20 protein-coding genes are annotated in these 23,400 nt (G+C 65.5%); 16 read left to right on the top strand and 4 right to left on the bottom strand.

Annotated features, from left to right (window positions below):
- The 11 genes from AC6H0N_RS08235 to AC6H0N_RS08185 are packed head-to-tail and all read left to right on the top strand — an operon-like array spanning position 1 to position 11,123.
- Positions 1 to 2,985, top strand: a complete 2,985-nt coding sequence (locus AC6H0N_RS08235; RefSeq protein WP_497573612.1) for a TAT-variant-translocated molybdopterin oxidoreductase — start codon at positions 1 to 3, stop codon at positions 2,983 to 2,985.
- On the top strand, positions 2,982 to 4,325 hold the full coding sequence (nrfD, locus tag AC6H0N_RS08230) for an NrfD/PsrC family molybdoenzyme membrane anchor subunit (protein WP_497573611.1): 1,344 nt from the start codon (positions 2,982 to 2,984) through the stop codon (positions 4,323 to 4,325). The genes AC6H0N_RS08235 and nrfD overlap by 4 nt, the downstream gene beginning before the upstream one ends.
- The gene (locus AC6H0N_RS08225; RefSeq protein ID WP_497573610.1) at positions 4,318 to 4,881 is read left to right on the top strand and encodes a DUF3341 domain-containing protein; all 564 of its coding nucleotides are present in this window, start codon (positions 4,318 to 4,320) and stop codon (positions 4,879 to 4,881) included. The genes nrfD and AC6H0N_RS08225 overlap by 8 nt, the downstream gene beginning before the upstream one ends.
- A complete protein-coding gene (locus tag AC6H0N_RS08220) occupies positions 4,878 to 5,408 on the top strand; it encodes a c-type cytochrome (RefSeq protein WP_497573609.1) in 531 nt (176 codons plus the stop codon). The genes AC6H0N_RS08225 and AC6H0N_RS08220 overlap by 4 nt, the downstream gene beginning before the upstream one ends.
- 44 nt (positions 5,409 to 5,452) lie before the next feature.
- Positions 5,453 to 6,442, top strand: a complete 990-nt coding sequence (locus AC6H0N_RS08215; protein WP_497573608.1) for a hypothetical protein — start codon at positions 5,453 to 5,455, stop codon at positions 6,440 to 6,442.
- Positions 6,439 to 6,837, top strand: a complete 399-nt coding sequence (locus AC6H0N_RS08210) for a hypothetical protein (RefSeq protein WP_497573607.1) — start codon at positions 6,439 to 6,441, stop codon at positions 6,835 to 6,837. The genes AC6H0N_RS08215 and AC6H0N_RS08210 overlap by 4 nt, the downstream gene beginning before the upstream one ends.
- On the top strand, positions 6,834 to 7,613 hold the full coding sequence (locus AC6H0N_RS08205; protein ID WP_497573606.1) for an SCO family protein: 780 nt from the start codon (positions 6,834 to 6,836) through the stop codon (positions 7,611 to 7,613). Before AC6H0N_RS08210 ends, AC6H0N_RS08205 begins: the two co-directional genes overlap by 4 nt.
- On the top strand, positions 7,610 to 8,554 hold the full coding sequence (coxB, locus tag AC6H0N_RS08200) for a cytochrome c oxidase subunit II (RefSeq protein WP_497573605.1): 945 nt from the start codon (positions 7,610 to 7,612) through the stop codon (positions 8,552 to 8,554). The genes AC6H0N_RS08205 and coxB overlap by 4 nt, the downstream gene beginning before the upstream one ends.
- Positions 8,551 to 10,212 carry a cytochrome c oxidase subunit I gene (gene ctaD / locus AC6H0N_RS08195; protein WP_497573604.1) on the top strand — a complete coding sequence of 554 codons (1,662 nt, stop codon included), beginning with the start codon at positions 8,551 to 8,553 and terminating at the stop codon, positions 10,210 to 10,212. Before coxB ends, ctaD begins: the two co-directional genes overlap by 4 nt.
- Positions 10,205 to 10,840, top strand: coding sequence for a cytochrome c oxidase subunit 3 (locus AC6H0N_RS08190; RefSeq protein WP_497573603.1), 636 nt, complete (start codon positions 10,205 to 10,207; stop codon positions 10,838 to 10,840). The genes ctaD and AC6H0N_RS08190 overlap by 8 nt, the downstream gene beginning before the upstream one ends.
- A gap of 4 nt (positions 10,841 to 10,844) precedes the next feature.
- Positions 10,845 to 11,123 (top strand): cytochrome C oxidase subunit IV family protein, encoded by a 279-nt coding sequence (locus AC6H0N_RS08185; RefSeq protein ID WP_497573602.1) that lies wholly within the window; start codon positions 10,845 to 10,847, stop codon positions 11,121 to 11,123.
- Here AC6H0N_RS08185 and AC6H0N_RS08180 read toward each other — a convergent pair.
- From AC6H0N_RS08180 to AC6H0N_RS08165, 4 genes are read right to left on the bottom strand one after another with little or no spacing between them, the layout of a single operon-like run.
- Positions 11,120 to 11,761, bottom strand: a complete 642-nt coding sequence (locus tag AC6H0N_RS08180; protein WP_497573601.1) for a 3'-5' exonuclease — start codon at positions 11,759 to 11,761, stop codon at positions 11,120 to 11,122. The two genes, AC6H0N_RS08185 and AC6H0N_RS08180, sit on opposite strands and share 4 nt — an antisense overlap.
- Positions 11,758 to 13,653 carry a DUF294 nucleotidyltransferase-like domain-containing protein gene (locus AC6H0N_RS08175; RefSeq protein ID WP_497573600.1) on the bottom strand — a complete coding sequence of 632 codons (1,896 nt, stop codon included), beginning with the start codon at positions 13,651 to 13,653 and terminating at the stop codon, positions 11,758 to 11,760. The genes AC6H0N_RS08180 and AC6H0N_RS08175 overlap by 4 nt, the downstream gene beginning before the upstream one ends.
- A 26-nt stretch (positions 13,654 to 13,679) precedes the next feature.
- Positions 13,680 to 15,092 (bottom strand): PhoH family protein, encoded by a 1,413-nt coding sequence (locus AC6H0N_RS08170; protein WP_497573599.1) that lies wholly within the window; start codon positions 15,090 to 15,092, stop codon positions 13,680 to 13,682.
- 41 nt (positions 15,093 to 15,133) lie between these two features.
- Positions 15,134 to 15,592, bottom strand: coding sequence for a peroxiredoxin (locus tag AC6H0N_RS08165; RefSeq protein ID WP_497573598.1), 459 nt, complete (start codon positions 15,590 to 15,592; stop codon positions 15,134 to 15,136).
- A gap of 147 nt (positions 15,593 to 15,739) precedes the next feature.
- Here AC6H0N_RS08165 and AC6H0N_RS08160 point away from each other — a divergent pair, with 147 nt between their 5' ends.
- From AC6H0N_RS08160 to AC6H0N_RS08140, 5 genes are all read left to right on the top strand, one after another.
- Complete coding sequence (locus AC6H0N_RS08160) at positions 15,740 to 16,534, top strand: undecaprenyl-diphosphate phosphatase (protein ID WP_497573597.1); 795 nt, start codon at positions 15,740 to 15,742, stop codon at positions 16,532 to 16,534.
- A gap of 138 nt (positions 16,535 to 16,672) precedes the next feature.
- A complete protein-coding gene (locus AC6H0N_RS08155) occupies positions 16,673 to 17,974 on the top strand; it encodes a pyridoxal phosphate-dependent aminotransferase (RefSeq protein ID WP_497573596.1) in 1,302 nt (433 codons plus the stop codon).
- Positions 17,975 to 18,019: 45 nt separating this feature from the next.
- Complete coding sequence (locus AC6H0N_RS08150) at positions 18,020 to 19,330, top strand: homoserine dehydrogenase (RefSeq protein WP_497573595.1); 1,311 nt, start codon at positions 18,020 to 18,022, stop codon at positions 19,328 to 19,330.
- A 177-nt stretch (positions 19,331 to 19,507) separates the two neighbouring features.
- Positions 19,508 to 22,210 (top strand): putative bifunctional diguanylate cyclase/phosphodiesterase, encoded by a 2,703-nt coding sequence (locus AC6H0N_RS08145; protein WP_497573594.1) that lies wholly within the window; start codon positions 19,508 to 19,510, stop codon positions 22,208 to 22,210.
- Positions 22,211 to 22,313: 103 nt separating this feature from the next.
- Positions 22,314 to 23,351 (top strand): DUF3080 domain-containing protein, encoded by a 1,038-nt coding sequence (locus tag AC6H0N_RS08140; RefSeq protein ID WP_497573593.1) that lies wholly within the window; start codon positions 22,314 to 22,316, stop codon positions 23,349 to 23,351.
- The last annotated feature ends 49 nt before the right edge of the window (positions 23,352 to 23,400 follow it).

The following is a 23,400-nucleotide window of genomic DNA, read 5'->3' as shown; positions in this document are numbered from 1 at the left end:
ATGCGACGCATACCCTCCGACAACGCCACCATCATTCACGCTCGTCTGAGCGGGAAAACCGGGCGTGCCTTCTGGCGCAGCCTCGACGAGCTCGCGCAAAGCGCTGAGTTCCAGACCTTTCTCGAATCTGAATTCCCGTCGCTTGATGTCGCCGCGGAAGGCCTCGACCGGCGTGCGTTTCTGAAAGTGATGGGCGCCTCGCTGGCGCTTGCGGGCCTCAGCGCGTGTTCGGGCGAAGCCGACGAGCTGGCCTTGCCCTACGTTCGCACGCCGGAGTTCGTCGTGCCGGGCACGCCCAAGTACTACGCCACCGCTGTCACGCTGGCGGGGTTCGCGCAGCCGGCGATCGGCAAGACGCATGTGGGACGCCCGGTCAAACTCGAAGGCAACGCAGAGCACCCGGCCACCAGAGGCGCCACCGACCCGCTTCTGCAGGCGGCGCTGCTCGGGCTCTACGATCCCGACCGATCGAACTCGCCCCGCCGACTCGGCCGCCCTGCGAGTTGGGACGCCTTTGATGCGGCGATGGTGGCGCGCGCGCAGGAGCTGGATGCGAGCGGCGGGGCGGGATTTCGCCTGCTCACCGGCAGTGTGACTTCGCCCACGCTGGCACGGCAGATCGACGCGCTGATGCAACGCTGGCCGGCCGCCCGGTGGCACGTGCTCGAAGCGGGCAGCGACGCTCGTTCCCGGGCGGCCATGCAGCAGATCTTCGGGCGCGCCCTGCAGCCGCAGCTGATGTTCGATCGGGCGGAGGTGGTCGTCAGCCTCGACAGCGATTTTCTCGGCGCAGGGCCGCATCAGGCGGTGAACGCGCAGCGCTGGGGTGCGCGCCGTCATGCCTTCCAGCGGGGTGAGGGGGAAAGCCGCTTGTTCGTCGCCGAGCCCGTGCCTTCCGTTACCGGGGCAATGGCGGAGGACCGGCTGGTGATCGCCCCGGAGCGGGTCGCCCCGCTGGTGCAGGCGATCGCGCGCGGCGTGGGTATGGAGGCCGACGTTTCGTCCGCGCTGTCTGCAGGGGAGAGGCACTGGGTAGAGGCCGCGACAGCCGCGCTGCGCAAACACTCAGGGCGGGCGCTGGTGGTGGTCGGCGCGGGCGAGGCGCCTCAGGTGCAGGCGCTCGGCCTGCTGATCAACGAGCGGATCGGCGCCCTCGGCTCGACGCTGCAATTCACCGAGCCGCTTGCGGTGGAGCCGCCGGACGGTGATCGCTCGATGGATGCTCTGGTGGAGGCGATGCATGGCGGGCAGGTTTTCACCCTGGCAATGCTGGGCGTCAATCCGGTCTATGCGAGCCCCGCCGGGCTCGGCTTCCGCAGCGCGCTCGATAACGTGGAAATGCGCGTCCATGCCGGCCTGCATTACGACGAAACCGCAGCACTCAGCCACTGGCATCTGCCGCTGGAGCACGAACTCGAAACCTGGAGCGATGCCCGCGCGGTGGATGGATCCGTCAGCATCATCCAGCCGCTGGTGCGTCCGTTTCATTCCGTGCGTTCGCAGCACGCGATTCTCGAGAACCTTGCCGGACAACCCGGCGGGGCGGTGGATGCAGTGCGCGAAACCTGGCGCGAGAGGTGGGCCGAGCGCTTCGACGAGCACTGGCGCGACGCCCTCCTGCGCGGTTTCGTCGCGGGCAGTGCCGCGCCGCCTGTTGCCCCCGAGCTCATTACCAGCGTGGCCGGCCAAATGCCCGCGGACGAAGCGCGGGAAGGTCTTGCCCTCGTGGTCCGCCCCGACCCGACGATCTGGGACGGGCGCTTTGCCAGCAACGCATGGCTGCAGGAAACGCCGAAGCCCTTCACCAAGGTGACCTGGGGCAACGTGATCGCGATCGGACCGCAGCTGGCGCGCGCGCGCGGGATCAACAACGGCGACGAGCTGCGTCTTACCGTCGGCGAGCGCAGCACGACCGGGCCGGCGTGGATCGTGCCCGGGCAGGACGCGACGACGGTGTCGGTCACGCTCGGCTATGGGCGTGGGCCGGCCGGCGGCGCTGCCGAAGGCCTTGGCTATGACGCATATGCAGTCCTGCCCGAGACCGCATCGCGGTTCGACGGCGTCACGATAGAGAAGACCGGCAAGCAGCTGTTGGTGGCATCGACACAGCTTCACCAGGCAATGGACGGCTTCGATTTCGTGCGCACCGTCGACCCGGCCGATCTCCGCGCCGGGAAGCCCGATGGGCCACCCGGGCCCGCGGCAGCAGAGGAGCCCGGCGCACGCGCACCGACGTTCTATCCCGTGCGCGAATGGGACAGCCCGTCCTGGGGCATGTCGATAGACCTCGATACCTGCATCGGCTGCAACGCCTGCGTGGTCGCGTGTGTGGCGGAGAACAACGTGCCCATGGTCGGCAAGGAGCGGGTGGCGCGGGGGCGGGAGATGCACTGGCTGCGCGTCGATCACTACCACGAGGGGCCGCCGGAAGCGCCGAAAGTGTACTTCCAGCCGGTTCCCTGCATGCATTGCGAGCAGGCGCCCTGTGAAATGGGCTGCCCGGTCAACGCCACCGTGCACAGCTCCGACGGACTCAACCTGCAGGTCTACAACCGCTGCATCGGTACGCGTACCTGCTCGTCCTACTGCCCCTACAAGGTCCGCCGCTTCAACTGGTTCGACTACACCGGCGGCGATGCGCCGGAAGTGCGGGCAATGCGCAACCCCGACGTCAGCGTGCGTGCACGCGGCGTCATGGAGAAATGCACCTACTGCCTGCAACGCATCAGCGACGCGCGCATCACGGCCAAGAAGGAAGGGCGGGCGATTCGCGACGGCGAGGTGGTGACTGCGTGTCAGCAGGCCTGCCCGACGCGGGCCATCGTGTTCGGTGACGTCAAAGACCCCGCCACCGCGGTGAGCCGCCTGAAGGCCGGCCCGCGCGACTACAGCCTGCTGGAAGAGGCCAACACCTGGCCGCGCACCACGTATCTGGCGCGCATCGAAAAGGCTTCCTCCGGAGGCCGGGGAGGCGAGGGCGGATGAACGACATCCCCGCCGAAAAAAGAGACCGCTACGCGCAGATCACCGAAGAGATCACGAGTATCCCGCTCGACCCTCCCGGGCGCGGCGTGTGGTGGATGTTGTTCGGCTTTGCGCTGGTGCTGCTTGTGCTGTTCTTTGTTTCCGTGGCGGTGCTGTTCCGCTTCGGAGTGGGGGTGTGGGGCAACAATATTCCCGTCAATTGGGGCCTGGCGATTGCCAACTACATCTGGTTCCTGGGCATCGGCCACGCCGGAACACTGATCTCGGCGATGCTGCTGCTGGTGAACGCGCACTGGCGCAATTCGCTCAACCGCTTTGCCGAGGCGATGACGCTGTGCGCGGTGATCTGCGCCGCGCTGTACCCCATCCTGCATCTGGGCAGGCCGTGGCTTTTCTACTGGATGGCGCCGTATCCCAACACCATGGGCGTGTGGCCGCAGTTCAAGAGCCCGCTCACCTGGGATTTCTTTGCGGTGCTGACCTATCTGCTTGTGTCGGTGCTGTTCTGGTACATCGGCCTGGTGCCCGACCTTGCCGCGGTGCGCGATCGCGCAAAACGCCGCGGGGCGCGGATCTTCTACGGCATCGCCGCCCTCGGCTGGCGCGGCTCGGCGCGTCACTGGGCGCGCTGGCGCCAGTCCTACGTGCTGACTGCGGCAATTGCCGTGCCGCTCGTCGTCTCGGTGCATTCGGAGATATCGCTGCTGTTCGCCGCAGGCCCCGTTCCCGGCTGGAATTCGACAGTGTTTCCACCGTATTTCGTGATCGGTGCGGCGTTTTCCGGCTTTGCGGTGGTGGCGATGATTGCCGTAGTTCTGCGCCACGCGCTGAAGGTCGGCGATCTCGTGACCGCGCGTCATTTCGACCTGCTCGGGAAGTTTCTGCTCGCCACCGGGCTGATGACCGCCTACGGCTATTTCGCCGAAGCCTTCACGGCGCTCTACGCCGGCGGCACCCACGAAATGGGAACGCTCTTCGACCGCCTGAGCGGCCAGTACGCGTGGAGCTACTGGGGCGCGATCATCGCCAATTTCGTGCCGTTGCAACTGCTGTGGTGGAAGCGGCTGCGCTGCAACCCGGTGCTGCTGTTTGTCATCGGTCTGTCGGTTGCCGTCGGCATGTGGCTCGAGCGCTACATGCTGCTGGTGACGTCGCTTTACCGTGACTACCTGGTTTCCTCGTGGGGCGACTACCAGGCGAGTTTCTGGGAGTGGGCGCTGTTCGCCGGCATGTTCGGCGTCTTCCTGGTGCCTTTCCTGCTCTTCGTGCGTTTCCTGCCGGTGATTTCGGCTTTCGAGATCAAGGAGGCGCTGTTCACCGAGGAGAAGTCCAATGCGTGAGCCGACGCCGCGCGGGGAGGAAGTCTTCGGCATGCTCGCCGAGTTCGATGCCGTGGAAGAACTCGTCGAAAGCGTTAGAAAGGCACGCGAGCACGGCTTTCGCCGCCTCGACGCCTATACGCCTTTTCCTGTCGAAGGGCTCAACGAGGCGCTCGGTCATCGCGACGCGCGCGTGCCGTGGCTGACGCTGGCGGGGGGCATTTTCGGCGCGGTGCTCGGCTATGCCCTGCAGGTCTATACCAATCTCGACTATCCGATCGATGTCGGCGGCCGGCCGCTCGTGGCGCCGCCAGCCTTCATGCTGATCGCCTTCGAATTGATGGTGCTGTTTGCCGTGGTGTTCTCGATCGGCGGGATGCTGCTGCTGAACCATCTGCCACGGCTGCATCATCCGCTGTTCGGTATCGACGACTTCCACCTCGCCAGCAACGACAAGTTTTTCCTCGTCATCATGGCCAATGACGAGCGTTTCGACCGCGAACGCACGCGCGCCTTCCTCGCCGCGCTGGACCCCGTGCGCGTCGAGCTCGTCGCACACACGGAGAAGCCGGTATGAGCCGCCTGCCGCTTCTTGTGCTGCCCTTGGTGCTTGTTGCATGCGACGACATGGGCCATCAGCCGCGCTACGACGTCTATGAGGCGAGCGAACTGTTCGCTGACGGGAAGGCGATGCAGGCGCCACCGGAGGGGACGATCGCGCGCGACGACCCCGCCTGGCGGATGGCGCTCGAACAGCGCCCACCGATGAGCCGAACCCTGCTGGAGCGCGGCCGCGAGCGCTACGCGATCTACTGTTCCCCGTGCCACGACGCTTCCGGCCATGGCGAAGGCACGGTGCCGAGCCGGGGTTTTCCGCAGCCGCCAAGTTTGCATGTGCCGCGTTTGCGCGAGGCCACCTCGCGCTACTTCGTCGATGTCATTACCGACGGTCACGGCGTCATGTACTCCTATGCGGATCGGGTCGCGCCTGCCGACCGCTGGGCCATCGCCGCCTATGTCCGTGCTTTGCAGCTCAGCCAGAACGCAAACCTCGCCGCGCTGCCGGAGGGCGAGCGCGCAAGGTTGCTGGAGGAAGGCCAGTGAGCCGGATAAACGCCTCTCGTGTCGGCCTTGGCGGCGCGCTCTGCGTGACCGCCGCGCTGACCTTGTCGGTGTTCGTGCCCGGTGCCTTCGGCGGATGGCTGGTTGGCTTCGTCTTCTGGAGCAGCGTGCCGCTGGGGGCGCTCGCGCTCGTGACCATGATGCGCATCATTCCCGGGCGCTGGGGCGAGGCGCTGGGTGCGCCGGCGGAAGTGGCAATGCTGCTTGTGCCATTGGCCGCGGTCGCCGCGCTTCCGCTGCTGGTGGGCCTCGACACGCTGTACCCCTGGACGGCTGAGACAGAATCCGGCTTTCGCGGGGCCTATCTGGCGCGCTGGTCGTTCGTGTCGCGCACGGTGCTGTTCTTCGTTCTGGCGACCGGGCTCGCCGTGCTGCTGGTCCTGCGCCGGCTTCGGTCCATGCCGGTGGCGGTGGCAGGGCTGGTCCTGTTTGTCCTGTTCGACACCGTCATCGCTTTCGACTGGCTGATGTCGCTGGACCCGGAATTCCACTCTTCCGGCTTCGGCCTCTACCTTCTGTCCATCCAGCTCACCATCGCACTCGCCGTTCTCGTTCCGGTGCATCTGAGTGCGGAGGCGAGAGCGCAGCACACCGGCGTGCTGGGCGCGCTTTTGCTGTGCATGCTGCTGCTGTGGGGCTACTTCGCCTTCATGCAGTTCTTCATCATCTGGTCCAACAATCTGCCGCACGGCGTGCTGTGGTACCAGCACCGCGCCGCGGACGGATGGTCTCTGGTGGCTCAGACCATTGCCGCGCTGCATTTCGTGCCGGCCTTCATGCTGCTCTTCGCGCCGTTGCGGCGCGGCCGCAAATGGCTGACCGGTCTCTGCGGCGCGGTGCTTGTCGGCAAGGCGCTGGAGGTTTGCTGGCTCGTGCTGCCGGAGACCTCCGCAGGCCTCGCCGCGCTCAGCGTTGCGGTGCTCTCGCTCGGCGGTCTTGGTGCGCTCGGTGTCGCCGGGTTCGCTGCTGTGCAGCGCAGGCGCGACCAGGGCGTGGCGGGAGGGCGCGTCGCATGAGCCATCTCCACCAAACGCCGCCGGACGACATCGTGCGCAAAGGCCACGAACCGCGCGACGCATCGGTGCGGCTCATAGCCCGCGTGGGAATCGGCCTGTTCGCGGGCATTGTCCTTTCCGGTGCGGTGGTGGCGGGGCTGTTGTCGCTGTTTGCCCATCTCGATCGACCCGAACCCGCGACGCCTGTGGAAACGACACAGCTCGTGCCGCCCGCGCCGCGCCTGGAAACGGTGCCGGCGCAAGGCCGCGCCGCGGTCGAACGCGCGGCCAACAGCAGGCTGCACGGGTACGCGTGGGTGGACCGCGCAGCGGGCACGGCGCGCATTCCGATTGAGCGGGCGATGGAGCTTCTCGCGGCGGAAGGCTGGCCGGACGACGCGGGGGGTGAGCCATGAGATGCATCGCCGCTGTTGTGCTCGCCATTTTCGTTTGTGGGCCGGTGCTCGCCTTCGATCCGTTTGAAGACGTCGGCATCGACCGGCGCGCCGGCGCGCGTGTGCCGCTCGAGCTTGCGTTCGTCGATGCGTCCGGGGCTTCGGTGTCGCTCGAGCAGCTTGGTGACGGCAAGCCCATCGTGCTCGTGCCCGTGCTGCATGCCTGCCCGAATATCTGTGAGGTGACGCTTTCCGGCATGGCACAGACGGTTCGCGCGCAAGCGTTTGAAGCCGGCAGTGACTTCAGCGTCGTGGCCTTTGGTATCGATCCCAGCGAAGGCCCCGAGCAGGCGCGCGCTGCGCTGACAAGGCTGACCGCCGCCTTCCCCGAGTTCGGTCAGGCAGTCCACGCGCTGACCGGTAGCGAGCAGAACATCCGGGCCGTTGCCAGCGCGCTTGGATATCGCTACGCCTGGGACGAGCGCATCGGGCAATACGCTCACGTGGCCGCCGCCGCCGTGCTCACGCCGGACGGTCAGCTGGCGCGCTGGCTGTACGGCCTTTCGCCGGCGCCGACGGACCTGCGCCTCGCGCTCACCGAAGCCGGCCGCGGTGAGATCGGCGACTGGCGCGACCAGCTTCTGCTGCTGTGCTACCACTACGACCCGGAGACCGGGCGTTACGGTTCGCTGGTGTGGATGCTGCTGCGCATCGGGGGTGGGCTGACCGCGGCCCTCGCGCTTGGGCTGATCGGGCTTGCGCTGTACCGCGAGCACAGGGCAGGGGCGCGGCGATGAGCGATTTCGTGCCCCTGTGGCCGGTGCAGGCGTCCGCCCATGGCGAGAGCGTTGATCTGCTCGTCATCGGGATTTCGGGCCTCAGCCTGCTTCTTTCCGCGCCGGTCTTCATCCTCATCGTGGTCTTCGCCGTGAAGTACCGACGCGGCAAGTCGGCCAACCGCGAACACCCGGTGGACCGCAATGTGTGGCTCGAGACGTCGTGGGCGCTGATCCCGTTCGCGCTCATCCTCGTCTTCTATGTCTGGGCGACGTGGCTGTACTTCGATCTGTCGCGCGTTCCGTCAGGGGCGCTGGAGGTCAACGTCGTGGCCAAGCAGTGGATGTGGAAGTTCGAGCATCCCGGTGGGCAGCGCGAGATCAACGAGCTGCACGTGCCGGTGGGGCAGCCGGTGAAGCTGACCCTGGCCTCGCAGGACGTCATCCACAGTCTGTTCATTCCCGCGCTGAGACTGAAACAGGACGCGGTGCCCGGGCGCTATACGACGATGTGGTTCACCGCCGAGCGGCCGGGTAGCTATCGCCTGACGTGCGCCGAGTTCTGCGGCACCGAGCATTCGCTGATGGGTGGGCGCTTCATCGTCATGGAGGCGCGCGACTATGCGCGCTGGCTGGAGGAATCCGAGGCGGGTCAGCCGCTGGCCGAGGCTGGCGCGGCGCTCTTTCGCAGCCATGGCTGCAGCGGCTGCCATGGGCCGTCGGCGACCGTGCACGCGCCGTCGCTGGACGGGCTCTACGGCAGCCCGGTGGCGCTCGATGGCGGGGAAATCGTCACCGCCGACGAGCACTACATCCGCGACAGCATCCTCCTGCCGCAATCGCAGATCGCCGCCGGCTACCCGGAAATCATGCCGACGTATCGCAACGTGCTTTCGGAGGAAGAGGTGCTCAAGCTTGTCGCCTACATCAAGAGCCTGGGGAGCCGGGAGGTGCAGCCGTGAAGCACGTCAGCGACGCAGCCACCGACGCGCAGTCCGAGCGCCCCAGTGAGTACGAGACGGGGGCCGAGCGCGCGAGTTATCTGCGTGCCGGCCACACCTTGAAATCGTGGCTCTTCACCACCGACCACAAGCGCATCGCCATCCTCTATCTGATCTCGGTGACGCTGTTCTTTTTCATCGGCGGCATGGCTGCCGCGCTGGTCCGGGCCGACCTGCTGACGCCGCAAGGCGACCTGCTGAGCAACGAGGGCTACAACCGCGCGTTCACCATGCACGGCGTGATCATGGTGTGGTTCTTCCTCATACCGTCCATTCCCACGACCTTCGGCAATTTCCTGCTGCCGCTGATGATCGGCGCGCGCGACGTGGCCTTTCCCCGGCTCAATCTACTGAGCTGGTACATCTACATGCTCGGCGGATTGTTCACTCTGTATGCGCTGGTTGCTGGCGGTGTGGACACCGGCTGGACCTTCTACACGCCGCTTTCCTCGATGTTCGCCAACGGTCACGTGGTGCTGGTGGCGGTGGCGGTGTTCATCGTCGGCTTCTCGTCCATCCTCACCGGGCTCAACTTCATCGTCACCGTGCACAAGCTGCGTGCGCCGGGCATGACCTGGGGGCGGCTGCGCCTGTTCGTGTGGTCGCACTATGCCACCTCGATCATCCTCGTGCTGGCCACGCCGGTGCTGTCGATCACGCTGCTGCTGATCGCCGCAGAGCGCGTGTTCGGACTCGGGGTGTTCGACCCCGCGCGCGGTGGCGATCCGCTGCTCTTCCAGCACCTGTTCTGGTTCTACAGCCATCCGGCGGTCTACATCATGGTGCTGCCGGCGATGGGCGTGGTGAGTGAGCTGGTCTCGGCGGCGGCGCGCAAGCCGGTGTTCGGCTATTGGTTCGTTGCCGGCTCATCGATCGCCATAGCGATCATCGGTTTTCTGGTGTGGGGGCACCACATGTTCGTGGCCGGGCAATCGATGTATGCGAGCGCGGTGTTCTCCTTCCTCAGCCTCGCCGTGGCCGTGCCCTCGGGCATCAAGATCTACAACTGGACAGCGACGCTCTACAAGGGCCACATCTCGCTCGATACGCCTTTCCTGTTTGCGGCGGCCTTCATCGGCCTCTTTGTGGTCGGCGGGCTGACCGGCCTGATCCTCGCGATGCTGGCGATCGACGTGCATGTGCACGACACCTATTTCGTCGTCGCCCACTTCCACTACATCATGGTCGGCGGCACGGTCTCGGCCTATTTCGGCGCGCTCCACTATTGGTGGCCGAAGATGTTCGGCCGCCGCTATTCGCACTTGTGGGGGCGGATTACGGCGATCTTCATCTTCCTCGGTTTCAACCTCACGTTTTTTCCGCAGTTCATCCTCGGCTATCTCGGCATGCCCCGGCGCTACCACGTGTATCCGGACGAGTTCCAGGTGCTGCACGTCTTTTCGTCACTCGGTTCCGGGGTGCTGGGCGTCGCCTATCTGCTGCCGTTCGCCTATCTCCTCTATTCGCTCCGCCACGGCGAGCCGGCTCCGCCAAATCCGTGGAATGCGTCAGGGTTGGAATGGACGGTTCCCTCGCCGCCGCCCAAGCACAACTTCGAGGAGCCGCCGGTGGTCGACGGGCCGCCGTACGAGTACGAGATGGAGTACCGGAATGGCTGAGCAGCTGAACGTGCGCGAGCCCTATCGCGATGCCCGGCAGCAGCGCGAGGCCGACATGTTGGGCATGTACGCCTTTCTGGCCACCGAATTGATGCTGTTCGGCGCCATCTTGGTGGTCATCTTCGTGATTCGCGGGTTGCATCCCGACGAGGCGATCGCGGCGTCACGCAAGCTGCACGTATGGATAGGCGCTGCCAATACCCTGGTGCTGCTTACATCGAGCCTCGCCGTGGCGCTGGCGGTCGCCGCGGCGCGCGAGGGCAGGGCGCGCCTGGCGGTGGGTTTGCTGTGGAGCGCCGCCGGCCTGGGGTGGGTGTTTGTGTGCGCGAAGGGCGTCGAATACTGGCTGGAGTACCGCGAAGGTCTGCTCCCGGCCGTGAGTTGGCCGACGCAATTCTCGGGGCCGGTGCACGAGTTGTTCATGAACGCCTATTTCATCGCCACGGCGCTTCACGCCTTCCACCTTCTCGTCGGAATCTGCCTGCTGCTGTGGCTCAGCTGGCGGATCGCCCGCAAAACCCTGCGCTTGCCCGGCAACGTCGCGACCGTTGAAGTCTGCGGGCTCTACTGGCACCTGGTCGATATCGTCTGGGTCTTCCTCTATCCAAGCCTCTACCTCATGCGGTGACGGGATGATCGGCATTCGATCGTATATCGCTGCGTGGGCCGGTCTTGTGGCGCTTCTGGCGGCCACTGTGGCGGTGAGCTTCTTCCTCAGCGGCGCGGCCAGTCTGGTGGCCGGCATGGGTATCGCGCTGGCCAAGGCGGCGCTGGTGCTGTGGTACTTCATGCATCTGCGTGAGGAGCGCGGTCTGGTCCGGCTGTTCGCCTTTGCCGCCTGCGCGTGGCTGCTGATTCTGGCGATTCTGATCGCCGCCGATTACACCACTCGCGTTGTATTGCCCGCCTAGCGGCGCTCGAAGTTGCGTGCCGCGCGCTCTACGGCGAGCAGGCTTTGAGGCGTCTGCAGGCCGCGCTCACGGGCGCGCGATTCCACCGCGAGCATCAGCCTTGCCACGGCGTAGGCATCGCCGAGTGCGTGAAAGCGCTGAAACGTCTCCACATTGAGCAGCGTCATCCACTGCGCCAGTCTCAGCGGCTCGCTCGAATGCTCGTCGAACAGCTGCGGCAACAGCCAGTAGAGGTCGATCCAGGTCCATTCCGGGGTAAGCCCCAGGTGTGATTCCAGCGCCCGTTCGATCAAGACCCGGTTGAATCCGGCGTTGAACACCACGACCGGGCCGGCACGCGTGAATTCCAGCAACTCGACCAGCATTGCTCGCGGGTCGTCGCCGAGCTTGCCGTGAAATCCGTCGGAAGATGCAACGCGGCCGGAATCCACCGCGATTCCGCCGATCGACAATAGCGTGTCACTCCCGATGTCCAGTCCCGTGGCATGCGTGTTGAGGACGACATAACGGGTTTCCACGTGGCTACGGCCGAGATCGGGCTCGGCCACCGCGCGCCAGTGGGCAAGTCTCTCGCGTGCTGCGGGGTCGAGTTCCGGTTTTGCCGCACGGCCTGCTCGCAGGCGCGAGAGCCAGTTCATAGCTGGTAGTCGAGCTTGAGGCGAAGCTGCAGTTTGCGCGCCTGGCGGAAGGCTTCCTTGAGGATGCGGCGGTCCAGTTCGTTGAGGTCTTCGGGGCGCACGCAGTTGTCGCCGGGCGCGTCGTGCTCGGTATCGAGATGCTGGGAGCGCAGGCGCAGAAGCTGGATGAAGTGGAATCCGTCGAGGATGGCCGAGATCTCCTCGCTGCGAACGCCCATTCTGGCGCCCGCCTGGCGCAGACGCTGGGCCGTGCCGCTGACGCTGACTTCCGAACGCAGCGCGAAGATGCGGGCGGCGTCGACAAACAGCCGTGCGCCGGACTTCTTCAGGTCGATCAGGCCGTCGTCGTCGACCACGAAATCGCGGAAGCGGCCCAGTGGCGGCGTGACCTTGAGCGCGTTCTCGGCCATCAGGCGAAGGAAGGTCGGGTTCTTGCGCGCGGCCTTGTTGAGTCCGTCGCGCAGCGCTTCGCCATGGCGTTCGTTGCCGGCGAGCACGCGGAAGTCGAAGTAGATCGAGGCGTTGAGCAAGGCCTGCGGCTCGGGGGTGCGGATCCACTTCGCGAAGCATTGCTGCCACTCCTCGAAGCTCAGGCACAGATCCGGGTTGCTGGCCATGATGTTGCCCTTGCACAGCGGGAAGCCGCAGGCCGCAAGATGCAGGTTCACGTCGCCGGCAAAGGCCAGCAGGCGCGCACGCAGCGCGTCGACCTGCACGGCCGGCGCACTGAACAGCAGGCCGTTGTCCTGATCGGTGGACAGCGTCTGTTCGTGACGGCCTTCCGAGCCGAAGGCGAACCAGGCGTAGTCCACGTCCTGCAGGTCGTGGCGCTCCAGTTCGAGGTTGATGATGCGTCGCGTCAGCGCGTCGTTGAGCGCCGAGATGAACTGCGTGAGCTGTTCGGCGGCGACGCCCTGGGCGATCAGGTTGAGCGCGAGCTGGCGGATGTCGCGGGCGGCGCGTTCGAGCGTGTCGATGTCGGTGGCGCCGTCGATGCTGGCGCGGATCTGGCGCAGGCTGATGCGCTGCAGCGAGAACAGGTCACGCTCGGACACCACGCCGGCGGCGCGCCCCTGGCTGTCGACGACGATCAGGTGCTGGACGCCGTGGGTGGCCATTTCGAGCGCCGCATCGTAGGCCGTGGCGGTGCTCGCCACCGTGATCGGTTGCGCGGTCATCAGGGATTCGATCGGCGTGGCCAGATCGGCTTCGGCAAGCACCACGCGCGGGATGATGTCGCTCTGCGTGAGGATGCCGACCGGACGACGCGCGGCGTCGACCACCACCATGCAGCCGATGTGATGTTCCGCCATCTGTTCGAGCACGCTGCGGGTGGGCGTGTCGGGCGCGACACTGATCAGCTCGTGGGCGAGCAGCCGTCCGAGCGAAGTGGTCATGGTCTGCTGCTCGGCGGCGCGCTGCGTGAAGGTCGCCTGCAGCTGCTGGCGCGACTGGCCGAGCAGGCTGGCGATGAAGCGCGTGCAGAACAGATGGAACTCGGGGCTCATCTGCATCAGCGCCAGAAAATCGGCGGCGGGCAGCTCGTAGAGGTAGCTGTCCTCGATGGCGGTGTAGGTATTGGTGGTGGGGCGCTGCGCCGACAGCGCGCCGATCGGAAAGCACTCGCCGGCGTCGAGCGTGAGCGTTTCGTAATCCGTGCCGGCCAGCACGCCATGCTGCAGGGCCTGCACGCTGCCGCGTTCGATGATGAAGAAATGCCGCGGCGGGCCCATTTCGGGCGTCAGGATTTCGCTGCCGGCGGGGTGGTGGGTGAGCTGAACCCGCTCCGCCAGAAACTGCAGCGCCTCCGGCTTCAGGCTGGCGAACGGGGTGTGGCGCAGGAGGAATTCGAGGTTGGCGCTGGCCAGCATCTGTGGAGCGGTCTGTTCCATCGAATTCCTCCCGCGAGGTCTCGCGGCTACAAGACTTCGGCGGCGTGATCCGCCAGGCGTGAGCGCTCGCCGCGTTGCAACGTGATGTGGCCCGAGTGCGCCCAGCCCTTGAAGCGGTCGACGACGAAGGTGAGGCCGGAGCTGCCTTCGGTGAGGTAGGGCGTGTCGATCTGCGCGATGTTGCCCAGGCACACCACCTTGGTGCCGGGACCGGCGCGCGTGATCAGCGTCTTCATCTGCTTGGGCGTGAGGTTTTGCGCCTCGTCGATGATCAGGAACTTGTTGAGGAAGGTGCGTCCGCGCATGAAGTTCAGACTCTTGATCTTGATGCGGCTGCGGATCAGGTCGCGGGTGGCCGCACGGCCCCATTCGCCGCCCTCGCCGGTGGTGCCGTTGAGCACGTCGAGGTTGTCTTCGAGCGCGCCCATCCACGGCGCCATCTTCTCTTCCTCGGTGCCGGGCAGGAAGCCGATGTCTTCACCCACCGGCACGGTCACGCGCGTCATGATGATCTCGGAGAAACGCTTGGTCTCGAGCACCTGCGTGAGTGCCGCAGCCAGTGTCAGCAGGGTCTTGCCGGTGCCGGCCTGGCCGAGCAGGGTGACGAAGTCGATCTCGGGGTCGAGCAGCAGATTGAGTGCGAAGTTCTGCTCGCGATTGCGGGCGGTAATGCCCCATACGCTGTTCTTGCTGTGGCTGTAGTCGGTGAGTGACTCGATTTCGACGGTGTTGCCGCGCTTGTCGCGCACCCAGGCCTGCAGTGGTGTGGCGCCTTCCTGGTAGAGGAACTCGTTGAGCAGCAGGTCGGCAGCCAGCGGACCGGAGAGGCGATAGCGGGTGTGGCTTTCTTCCTTCCACGACTCCATGCCCTTGGCGTGGGCGTCCCAGAAGTCGGCAGGTAGTTCGCGCGCGCCGGTGTACAGCAGGTCGCTGTCTTCGAGCACCTTGTCGTTGAAGTAGTCCTGCGCTTCGATGCCCAGCGCGCGGGCCTTGATGCGCATGTTGATGTCTTTCGACACCAGGATTACCGGCCGGCCCGGCTGGCTCTCGGCCAGATGCATCACCACGGCGAGGATCTGGTTGTCGCCCTTGACCGTCGGCAGCGCCTCGGGCAACTGGAAGTTGATGGCTTCGGCCTGCAGGAACAGCTTGCCGCTGGCCAGACCGTGCGAGGGACCTTCGAGCTCGATGCCCGCGCGGATGCCTTCTTCCGAGGACGACACGATCTCGTCCATGGTGCGGCTGGCCTGACGCGCGTTGCGCGCCACTTCGGACATACCCTTCTTGTTCGAGTCCAGTTCTTCGAGCGTCATCATGGGCACGTAGATGTCGTGCTCTTCGAAGCGGAACAGGCTGGTCGGATCGTGCATCAGCACGTTGGTGTCGAGGACGAACAGTTTGGCCTTCGGGGCAGACTTGCGGGTGGCGCGCTTGGTCATCGAGTGCTCTCTCTCTCGGGGGTGCCTTGTGGGCGAAAGGGTTACAGGGCCTGCGCAGCAGCAAGGACCTCGGCGGCATGGCCGGGTACCTTCACACCGCGCCACGCCCGCGCGATGTTGCCTTGTGCATCAATCAGGAAGGTGCTGCGTTCGACGCCGCGCACCTGCTTGCCGTACATGTTCTTGAGCTTCATGACGTCGAAAGCCGCGCAGGCGCTTTCGTCGGCATCGGAAATGAGTTCGAAGGGCAGCTCCAGCTTGCTCTTGAAGTTCTCGTGCGACTTCATGCCGTCGCGCGAAATGCCGAACACCGCGCAGCCGGTGGCCACGAAGTCGGCGTGCAGGTCGCGGAAATCCTTGCTCTCGTTGGTGCAGCCGGGGGTGTTGTCCTTGGGGTAGAAGTACAGCACGACCTTGCTGCCGCGCAGTGCGGAAAGGGTGACGCTGTGGCCGCCGGTGGCGGGCAGCGTGAAGTCGGGCGCTGGGGTGGTTTCGCTCATCGCGGCTCCGTTTTCTTGTTGTGTGCGACGCCAGCGTAGCGGACATTCGACGACATTGACAATCGTTGCATTTGGCCATGCTCCGGCCGCCGCGAGGGCCCGTGGCATGGGCTATCATGCTCGGCTGAATCAGTTCGCGGAGCGCCGGTGGATATCTTTCAAACCCTCATTCTTGCGTTGATCCAGGGGGTCACCGAGTTCCTGCCGATTTCCAGTTCGGCGCATCTGATTCTGGTGCCGGTGCTGACTGGCTGGCCCGATCAGGGGCTGGCCTTTGACGTGGCCGTACACCTCGGGACGCTGGTGGCGGTGGTGGTGTATTTCCGGGCCGAGCTGGCGCGCATGACGGTTGCGGGTTTCGGTTCGCTGGCCGGGCGCTGGACGCCGGACGCCAGGCTGGCCTGGGCAGTGGTGCTGGGCACGCTGCCGGTGGTGTTCTTCGGGCTGGTCGGCAAGGCCTACATCGAGACCGCGCTGCGCGGACCGGTGATCATCGGCGTGACGGCGATCGTGTTCGGTCTGGTGCTGTGGTGGGCCGATGCGACCGGGCGGCGCAGCCGCGACGAATTCAGCATCGGCTGGCGCGAAGCGGCCTTCGTCGGGCTCGCGCAGGCGCTGGCGCTGATTCCGGGGACTTCGCGTTCGGGCATCACGATTACCGCCGGGCTGATGCTGGGGCTGACGCGTGAGGCCGCGGCACGCTTCTCTTTCCTGCTGTCGATTCCGACCCTGCTGGCGTCGAACGTGCTCGTCGGCCGCGATCTGCTGGCCTCCGATGTGCCGGTGGCGTGGCTGACGCTGGCGCTTGGTACGGTCGTGGCGGGGGTGTCGGCCTATGCCTGCATCGGGCTGTTCATCCGCCTGCTGTCGCGCACCGGCATGCTGCCCTACGTGATTTATCGCGTGGTGCTCGGCGTCGTGCTGCTGTGCTTGTTCTGGTAGCGCCAAAACGCCGGCAAATTGCCGGAAAGTCGCGCGTTCTGTACCATTGAGCCCTTTTCCACACGACGCATCCGGCCTTTCGCGCCCGGGCGGTCCACCAGACCTTTAGCGCGACCTCTCTCCCATAGGACGGGCATCATGACTGTGACCAGCAAACTCTCGCTTGCACCGGTTTCGCCCGCAGGGGCCGCGCCGGCCGTGAGCAGCCCCGAGGGGCGCGCGATCCGCAAGTCGCTCAAGCTTGCCGACGTCTGCTATGACATTCGCGGTCCGGTGCTCGAACGCGCGCGCCAGATGGAAGACGAAGGTCATCGCATCATCAAGCTGAACATCGGCAATCTGGCCTCGTTCGGCTTTGACGCGCCCGAAGAAATCCAGATGGACATGATCCGCAACCTGCCCAATTCGTCGGGCTATTCGGACTCCAAGGGAATCTTCTCCGCGCGCAAGGCGGTGATGCACTACACCCAGCAGAAGAACATCAAGGGTGTGGACATTGAGGATATCTACCTCGGCAACGGCGTGTCCGAGCTGATCGTGATGGCCATGAATGCGCTGCTCAACGCCGGTGACGAGGTGCTGGTGCCGGCGCCGGATTACCCGCTGTGGACGGCTGCGGTCAGCCTGTCGGGCGGCCGCCCCGTGCACTACCTGTGCGATGAGGAGCAGGGCTGGTTGCCGGACATCGCCGACATGCGCGCGAAGATCACGGCCAACACGCGCGCCATCGTCGTCATCAACCCCAACAACCCGACCGGCGCGCTGTACCCCGATTCGGTGCTCAAGGACATCATCGCGCTGGCCCGCGAGTTCGACCTGATCCTGTATGCCGACGAGGTCTACGACAAGGTGCTGTACGACGGCGCGGTACACACCTCGCTGGCCGCGCTGTCGGAAGACGTGCTGACGATCGTCTTCAACGGCCTGTCGAAAAACTATCGTTCCTGCGGCTATCGTGCCGGCTGGATGGTGGTGTGCGGCGACAAGCGCCGCGCCGGTGACTACATCGAGGGCCTCAACATGCTGGCCTCGATGCGCCTGTGCGCCAACGTGCCAGGCCAGTACGCGATCCAGACCGCACTGGGCGGCTACCAGAGCATCGACGATCTGGTCGCCGAAGGCGGCCGCATGCGGCGCCAGCGTGATCTGGCCTACGAGCTGATCACCGCCATCCCGGGCGTCACCTGCGTCAAGCCCAAGGCCACGCTGTACATGTTCCCGCGGCTCGACCCCAAGGTGTATCCGATCGAGGACGATCAGGCCTTCATCGCCGAGCTGCTTGAGGAAGAGCGTGTGCTGCTGGTGCAGGGCACCGGCTTCAACTGGCCGAGTCCGGACCATTTCCGGGTGGTCTTCCTGCCGCATGAAGACGACCTGCACGACGCCGTCGGCCGCATCGCCCGTTTCCTCGAAAGCTATCGAAAGCGCCACGGCACCTGAGCGCGCGCCGCGCGCGCTGCATTTTCAATCCTTTTCCGGCAGAACATGAAACCAATCAACGTAGGACTTCTCGGCATCGGCACCGTCGGCGGTGGCACCTTCAACGTGCTCAAGCGCAACGAGGAGGAGATCTCCCGCCGCGCTGGCCGGCCGATCCGCATCAGCGTCATTGCCGACAAGAACCTCGAACACGCCCGCCGCGTGGCCGGCGACGATGTGCGCATCACCGATGACGCCTTCGCGGTGGTGGCAGACCCGGAAGTGGATATCGTCGTCGAGCTCATCGGCGGTTACGGCATCGCGCGCGAGCTGGTCATGAACGCGATTGCCAACGGCAAACACGTGGTCACTGCCAATAAGGCGCTGCTGGCCATGCACGGCAACGAGATCTTCGAGGCCGCCCAGCGCAAGGGCGTGATGATCGCGTTTGAAGCGGCCGTGGCCGGCGGCATCCCGATCATCAAGGCGCTGCGCGAAGGCCTGTCGGCCAACCGCATCGAATGGTTCGCCGGCATCATCAACGGCACAACCAACTTCATCCTCACCGAGATGCGCGACAAGGGTCTGCCCTTCGACGAGGTGCTGCGCGAAGCGCAGGCGCTGGGCTACGCCGAAGCCGATCCGACCTTTGATATCGAGGGCGTGGACGCCGCGCACAAGGCGTCGATCATGAGCGCCATCGCATTCGGCGTGCCGATGCAGTTCGGCGCCGCCCACGTGGAAGGCATTTCCAATCTGGACAGCGTCGACATCGCGTATGCCGGCCAACTCGGCTATCGCATCAAGCTGCTCGGCATCGCCAAGATGCGCCCCGAAGGCGTCGAACTGCGCGTGCACCCCACGCTGGTGCCGAAGGACCGCCTGATCGCCAACGTCGAAGGCGCCATGAACGCAGTGCTGGTGCATGGCGACGCCGTTGGGCCGACGCTTTACTACGGCAAGGGGGCCGGTGCCGAGCCGACTGCCAGCGCGATCATCGCCGACCTGGTGGACGTCACGCGCCTGCACACCGCCGACCCCGAGCACCGCGTGCCGCACCTGGCCTTCCAGGCCGATCAGGTGCACGACGTCAAGGTGCTGCCGATGGAGGACGTCATCACCTCCTACTACCTGCGCATGCGCGTCGACGACAAGCCTGGCGTGCTCGCCGACATCACGCGGATCCTGGCCGACAGCGGTATTTCCATCGAGGCCATGATCCAGAAGCAGGCCGAAGAGGGCGAGTCGCGCACCGACATCATCATGCTCACGCACCGCACGGTAGAGCGCAACGCCAACGCTGCCATCCGCAGCATTGAGGCGCTGCAGGTCGTGCGCGGCAAGGTCACCCGCCTGCGCATGGAGAGCCTGCAGTAAGGGTTCGGATTTCGCCTTCCCGCAAAGCCGCGGCCACGTCCGCGGCTTTTTTACGTCATGCGTCGTTCCGGCGCTACAGCTGCCCTGCGATATAGCGATACTGGCAGCATGGTTTTTAGTGCGCGTTGCCCGCAGGTGTCGTATCGTCGGTCTGCCTCCCTACGAGCTGCCTGTTTGATGAGCCCAAGCCGAATCAGAGCAAACGCGCGCGCCGCAAAACCCGATCAGCCGGTCTCGCTGCGTCCGTCGTCTGCGGTGATGTGGCTGTTCGCGGCCTTGCTGCTGTTGCTCGGGGTGCTGGGCCTGTTTCTGGTGGCGGCGCATCGTCAGTCGGTTCAGACGGCGACCTTGACCACCAGCAATCTGGTGCAGGTCATCGAGTCCAGCCTCGCAAATGACTTTGAGCGCATCGAGGGCTTGCTGGCCTTTGTAGAGCGTGAAATCGCCGCGCAGAGTCGGCTGCGCGATGCTGCAGGCGGGGAAGACCCGCACATCCATTTCGTGCTGCAGCGTCTCGAGGGCAGCTTCGAGAAAATCGCTGCGCTCAATGTCTTTGATGCAAACGGCAAACTGCTGGCCTCTTCGCGGCCGGTCGATCGTGCAGTCGAGATCGGGGAGTTGGCTCATTTTCGTGCCCTGCGCGACGACCCCTCCGCCCGCATTGCGTTTTCCGTGGTTCGAGTGGCGGGCACCACCGGGCGCCGTTCGCTCGCCATGGCGTACGCGATGCGTGATGACTACGGAAACTTCCGCGGGATCGTTGGAGCCCTGATGGATATCGACGCCGTCGGCGAGTTGTTGCGTGGCATCGATGTCGGCGAGGACGGAGTGGCGTTGCTGCGCCGCAGTGATGATCTGACCTTGCTGCAGCGCTATCCGCCAATGAATGAAGCGGACTTCAATCAGCCGTTGCCGCCTGACAATCCGATCCGTCAGCGTATCGAAGCCGGTGAGCGTGCCGGCACCTTGCGCTACACGGCCAGCACCGACGGCATGGCGCGTATCGGCAGCTTTCGGGTGATGGAGCGATACCCCTTCTACGTGCAGGTTGCGCTGGCGGAACCGCACTATCTGGCCGTCTGGTGGAACGAAGTGCGCGCTGTCGGCCTGGTGGCCTTGATCGTGCTCGGCGCCTTCGGCTACGCCATCGTGCGGCTCAAGCGCGACGACCGGCAGTTGCTGCACATTGCCCATTTTGATGGGCTGACCGATCTGCCCAACCGGGTGCTGCTGGCCGACCGCCTCGAGCAAGCCATGTACCGCGCGGAACGTGGTGAACGCCAGCTCGCGCTGGCGTATCTCGATCTGGATGGATTCAAGGAAATCAATGACCAGCACGGTCATGCCGTTGGCGATCAGCTGCTGGTGGAGGTCGCGGCCCGCATGCGAGCGTGTTTGCGTGAGGGCGACACGGTGGCGCGTGTGGGTGGGGACGAGTTTGTCGTGGTGTTGTCCGACGTGCGTACGCCGGCAATCTGCATGAGCCTGGTGCGGCGGCTGATTGCGTCGATCGATCGGCCGGCCGAGGTGGGCGGCTTGAGCCTGCACGTGACCAGTAGCGTCGGCGTCACCTTCTACCCGCAGCGCGAGCCGGTCGAAGCCGAGCAGTTGCTGCGCCAGGCCGATCAAGCCATGTATCAGGCCAAGCTCGCCGGTCGCAATCGCTTCCACGTGTTCGATCTGGAACAGCATCAGTTGCTGCGCGGCCAGCACGAGCAGCTGAAACGCATTGCCGTGGCGCTCAAGCGCGAAGAGTTCGTGCTGCACTACCAGCCCAAGGTAAACATGCGCAGCGGCGAGGTCGTGGGCGTCGAGGCCTTGCTGCGCTGGCAGCACCCGGATGAGGGTTTGCTGGCGCCCGGAGAGTTTCTGCCGGTCATCGAGCAGCATCCACTCGATATCGCCATTGGCGAGTGGGTGATCGAGGCGGCGCTCAGGCAGGGCGAGCAGTGGCAGGCAGAGGGTATCGGGCTGCCGGTCAGCGTGAATGTGTCAGCGCACTTCCTGCAGCACCCGACCTTCATCCAGCGGTTGAAGGCGGCGCTCGCGCACCATCCGGCCCTGCCGGCCGGCTGGCTGGAACTGGAGGTGCTGGAGAGCAGCGCGCTGTCGGACGTGTCGCGCGCATCGTCGGTGATCGAAGCGTGCAGCGGTCTCGGGGTGAGGGTGGCGCTCGATGATTTCGGCACCGGCTATTCCTCGCTCGCCTATCTCAAACGCCTGCCGGCCAATGTGCTCAAGATCGACCAGGGCTTTGTGCGCGACATGTTGCACGATCCGGACGACCTGTCGATTCTGGAAGGGGTGCTGGGGCTCGCCCGCGCGTTTCGTCGCGAAGTGATTGCCGAAGGTGTGGAAACCCTTGAGCACGGTCTGTTGCTGCTGCACCTTGGCTGCGAGTTGGCGCAGGGCTATGGCATCGCGCGGCCGATGCCCGGCAGCGAGATCGCGCACTGGCGCTCGAACTGGCGCCCGGATATGGCCTGGAGCGAGGCGCGTGCGCTCGATGCCACCGGTCTTGCGTTGTTGCGCTCAGGCGTGGAGCAGCGAGGCTGGTTGTCACGTCTGCAGAGCTGGTTCGAGCAGCGTCAGGGGGCGGTGCCGAATAGCGGCCAGCAGCATTGTCGGTGCTGCGATTGGGTCGGGCTATGGGTAGCGGGGGCCGGCCGGGACGCGGGCGAGGTGGCCAGCATGCACCGCCAGATGCACGAGATTGCGGGTGCGCTGGTTGCCCACGTGTTGGCGGGCGAAACCGAACTGGCCGGGCGCTGCCTGGTTGATCTGCAGGTGCTCGAAAAGCGCTTTGTGGCCGAAGTCGCCGTGCAATTGCGGCGCGCGTCCAGTGTCGCGCATCCGGCCGTTGCTCCGCTGTCGGTGTGAGCCGGCGGATCGGCTGAACCGCCAGTGCTGTGTGGTGGTCCATCAAACACGCTTTCCCGTCGCTGAGCTGTTGCCTCTCATGCCTGCTGTCTGCAGATCCGTCGTGTTGTCCATCGCAGCCTTGCTGCTTGCCGCCTGCGATCCGTTTTCATCGCCGGAAGGGCTGTTCGACGAATATGTCGAGCGCAGCGCACGGGTGCTTGACGGCGAAGCGGTGTTGAGTCCGGTACCGACGGTCGACCAGTTGCCGCGCAGGCGCGAACGCGTCGTCGATATTCCGCCGCTCGATGTCAGCATGCTCGACTTCCTCGGTCTGTATGGCTGCGAGTTGCAGCACGTCGTAGGCGAGCGCAACTCGATCATGGGGCGGGTCATGCACCCGGCCACGGTGTTCGATTACGAAGTGCGATTTCTGCGCGCAGCGGCGGCATGCGTGAAGCAGGTCGAGAGCGAAGCGCTGGCAGGGCGCATTGACGAAATCATCGACGCCAAGCGCGCGCAAATTCCGGATGCGGCGTGGAATGCGGTGTGGGGGACGAGCGAGATCGAGGAGTTCCTGACGCGCTCGCGTGGCGCCCTGGCCGCGCAGCCGGATCGCGACATGGCGAGTACTTTGGCGGCGGATCTGCGTGCGCTGGTCGATGTGGTGGGGCGCGTGCAGAGCGGGGATCTGGATGTGGACGTGAAGGCGCTCGATGGCGTCTATCAGCGCTGGCAATCGCGTCCCTTGGCCGGGCAGGCCTTGCGCGGGGCGGTGTTGGCGACGACGCGACTGGATGACGCCTCGCGCCTGATCGAAGCGCGGCTGGGGGGGCGTCCGATGTGCGCCAGGCCGGACGTGCAGCCGCGGGCGGCGGAGAACATGCGGGGCATGTTCATGAGCGTGTACGTGGGGCGCGTGCAGCCCTACCTAGCCGACCTGCAACGCGTGCGGCGCGAGCTGATGCCACCGCTGCGCGAACTGGCGGCAATCGGCGGGGGGCGCAGTGAGGCGGTTGTGGCGTATGCGCGCATGACGCTGGGCGAAGAGGATGAGGCCAGCCTGTGGGGGCGCTTTGACCGCGCCGTGGCGCGTCATACGCGGGCGTGGCAGGACTTGCTCGAACAGTGCGGTATGCGGCCGGGGCAGGAATCGGATTGACCGCCGGCGTGTGCATTGGACAGCAGTGGCAGTGGGCGGGATAATCGGT

The organism is Pseudazoarcus sp. NS34 (assembly GCF_059703725.1).
This window is presented reverse-complemented; position numbering and strand designations above follow the sequence as displayed.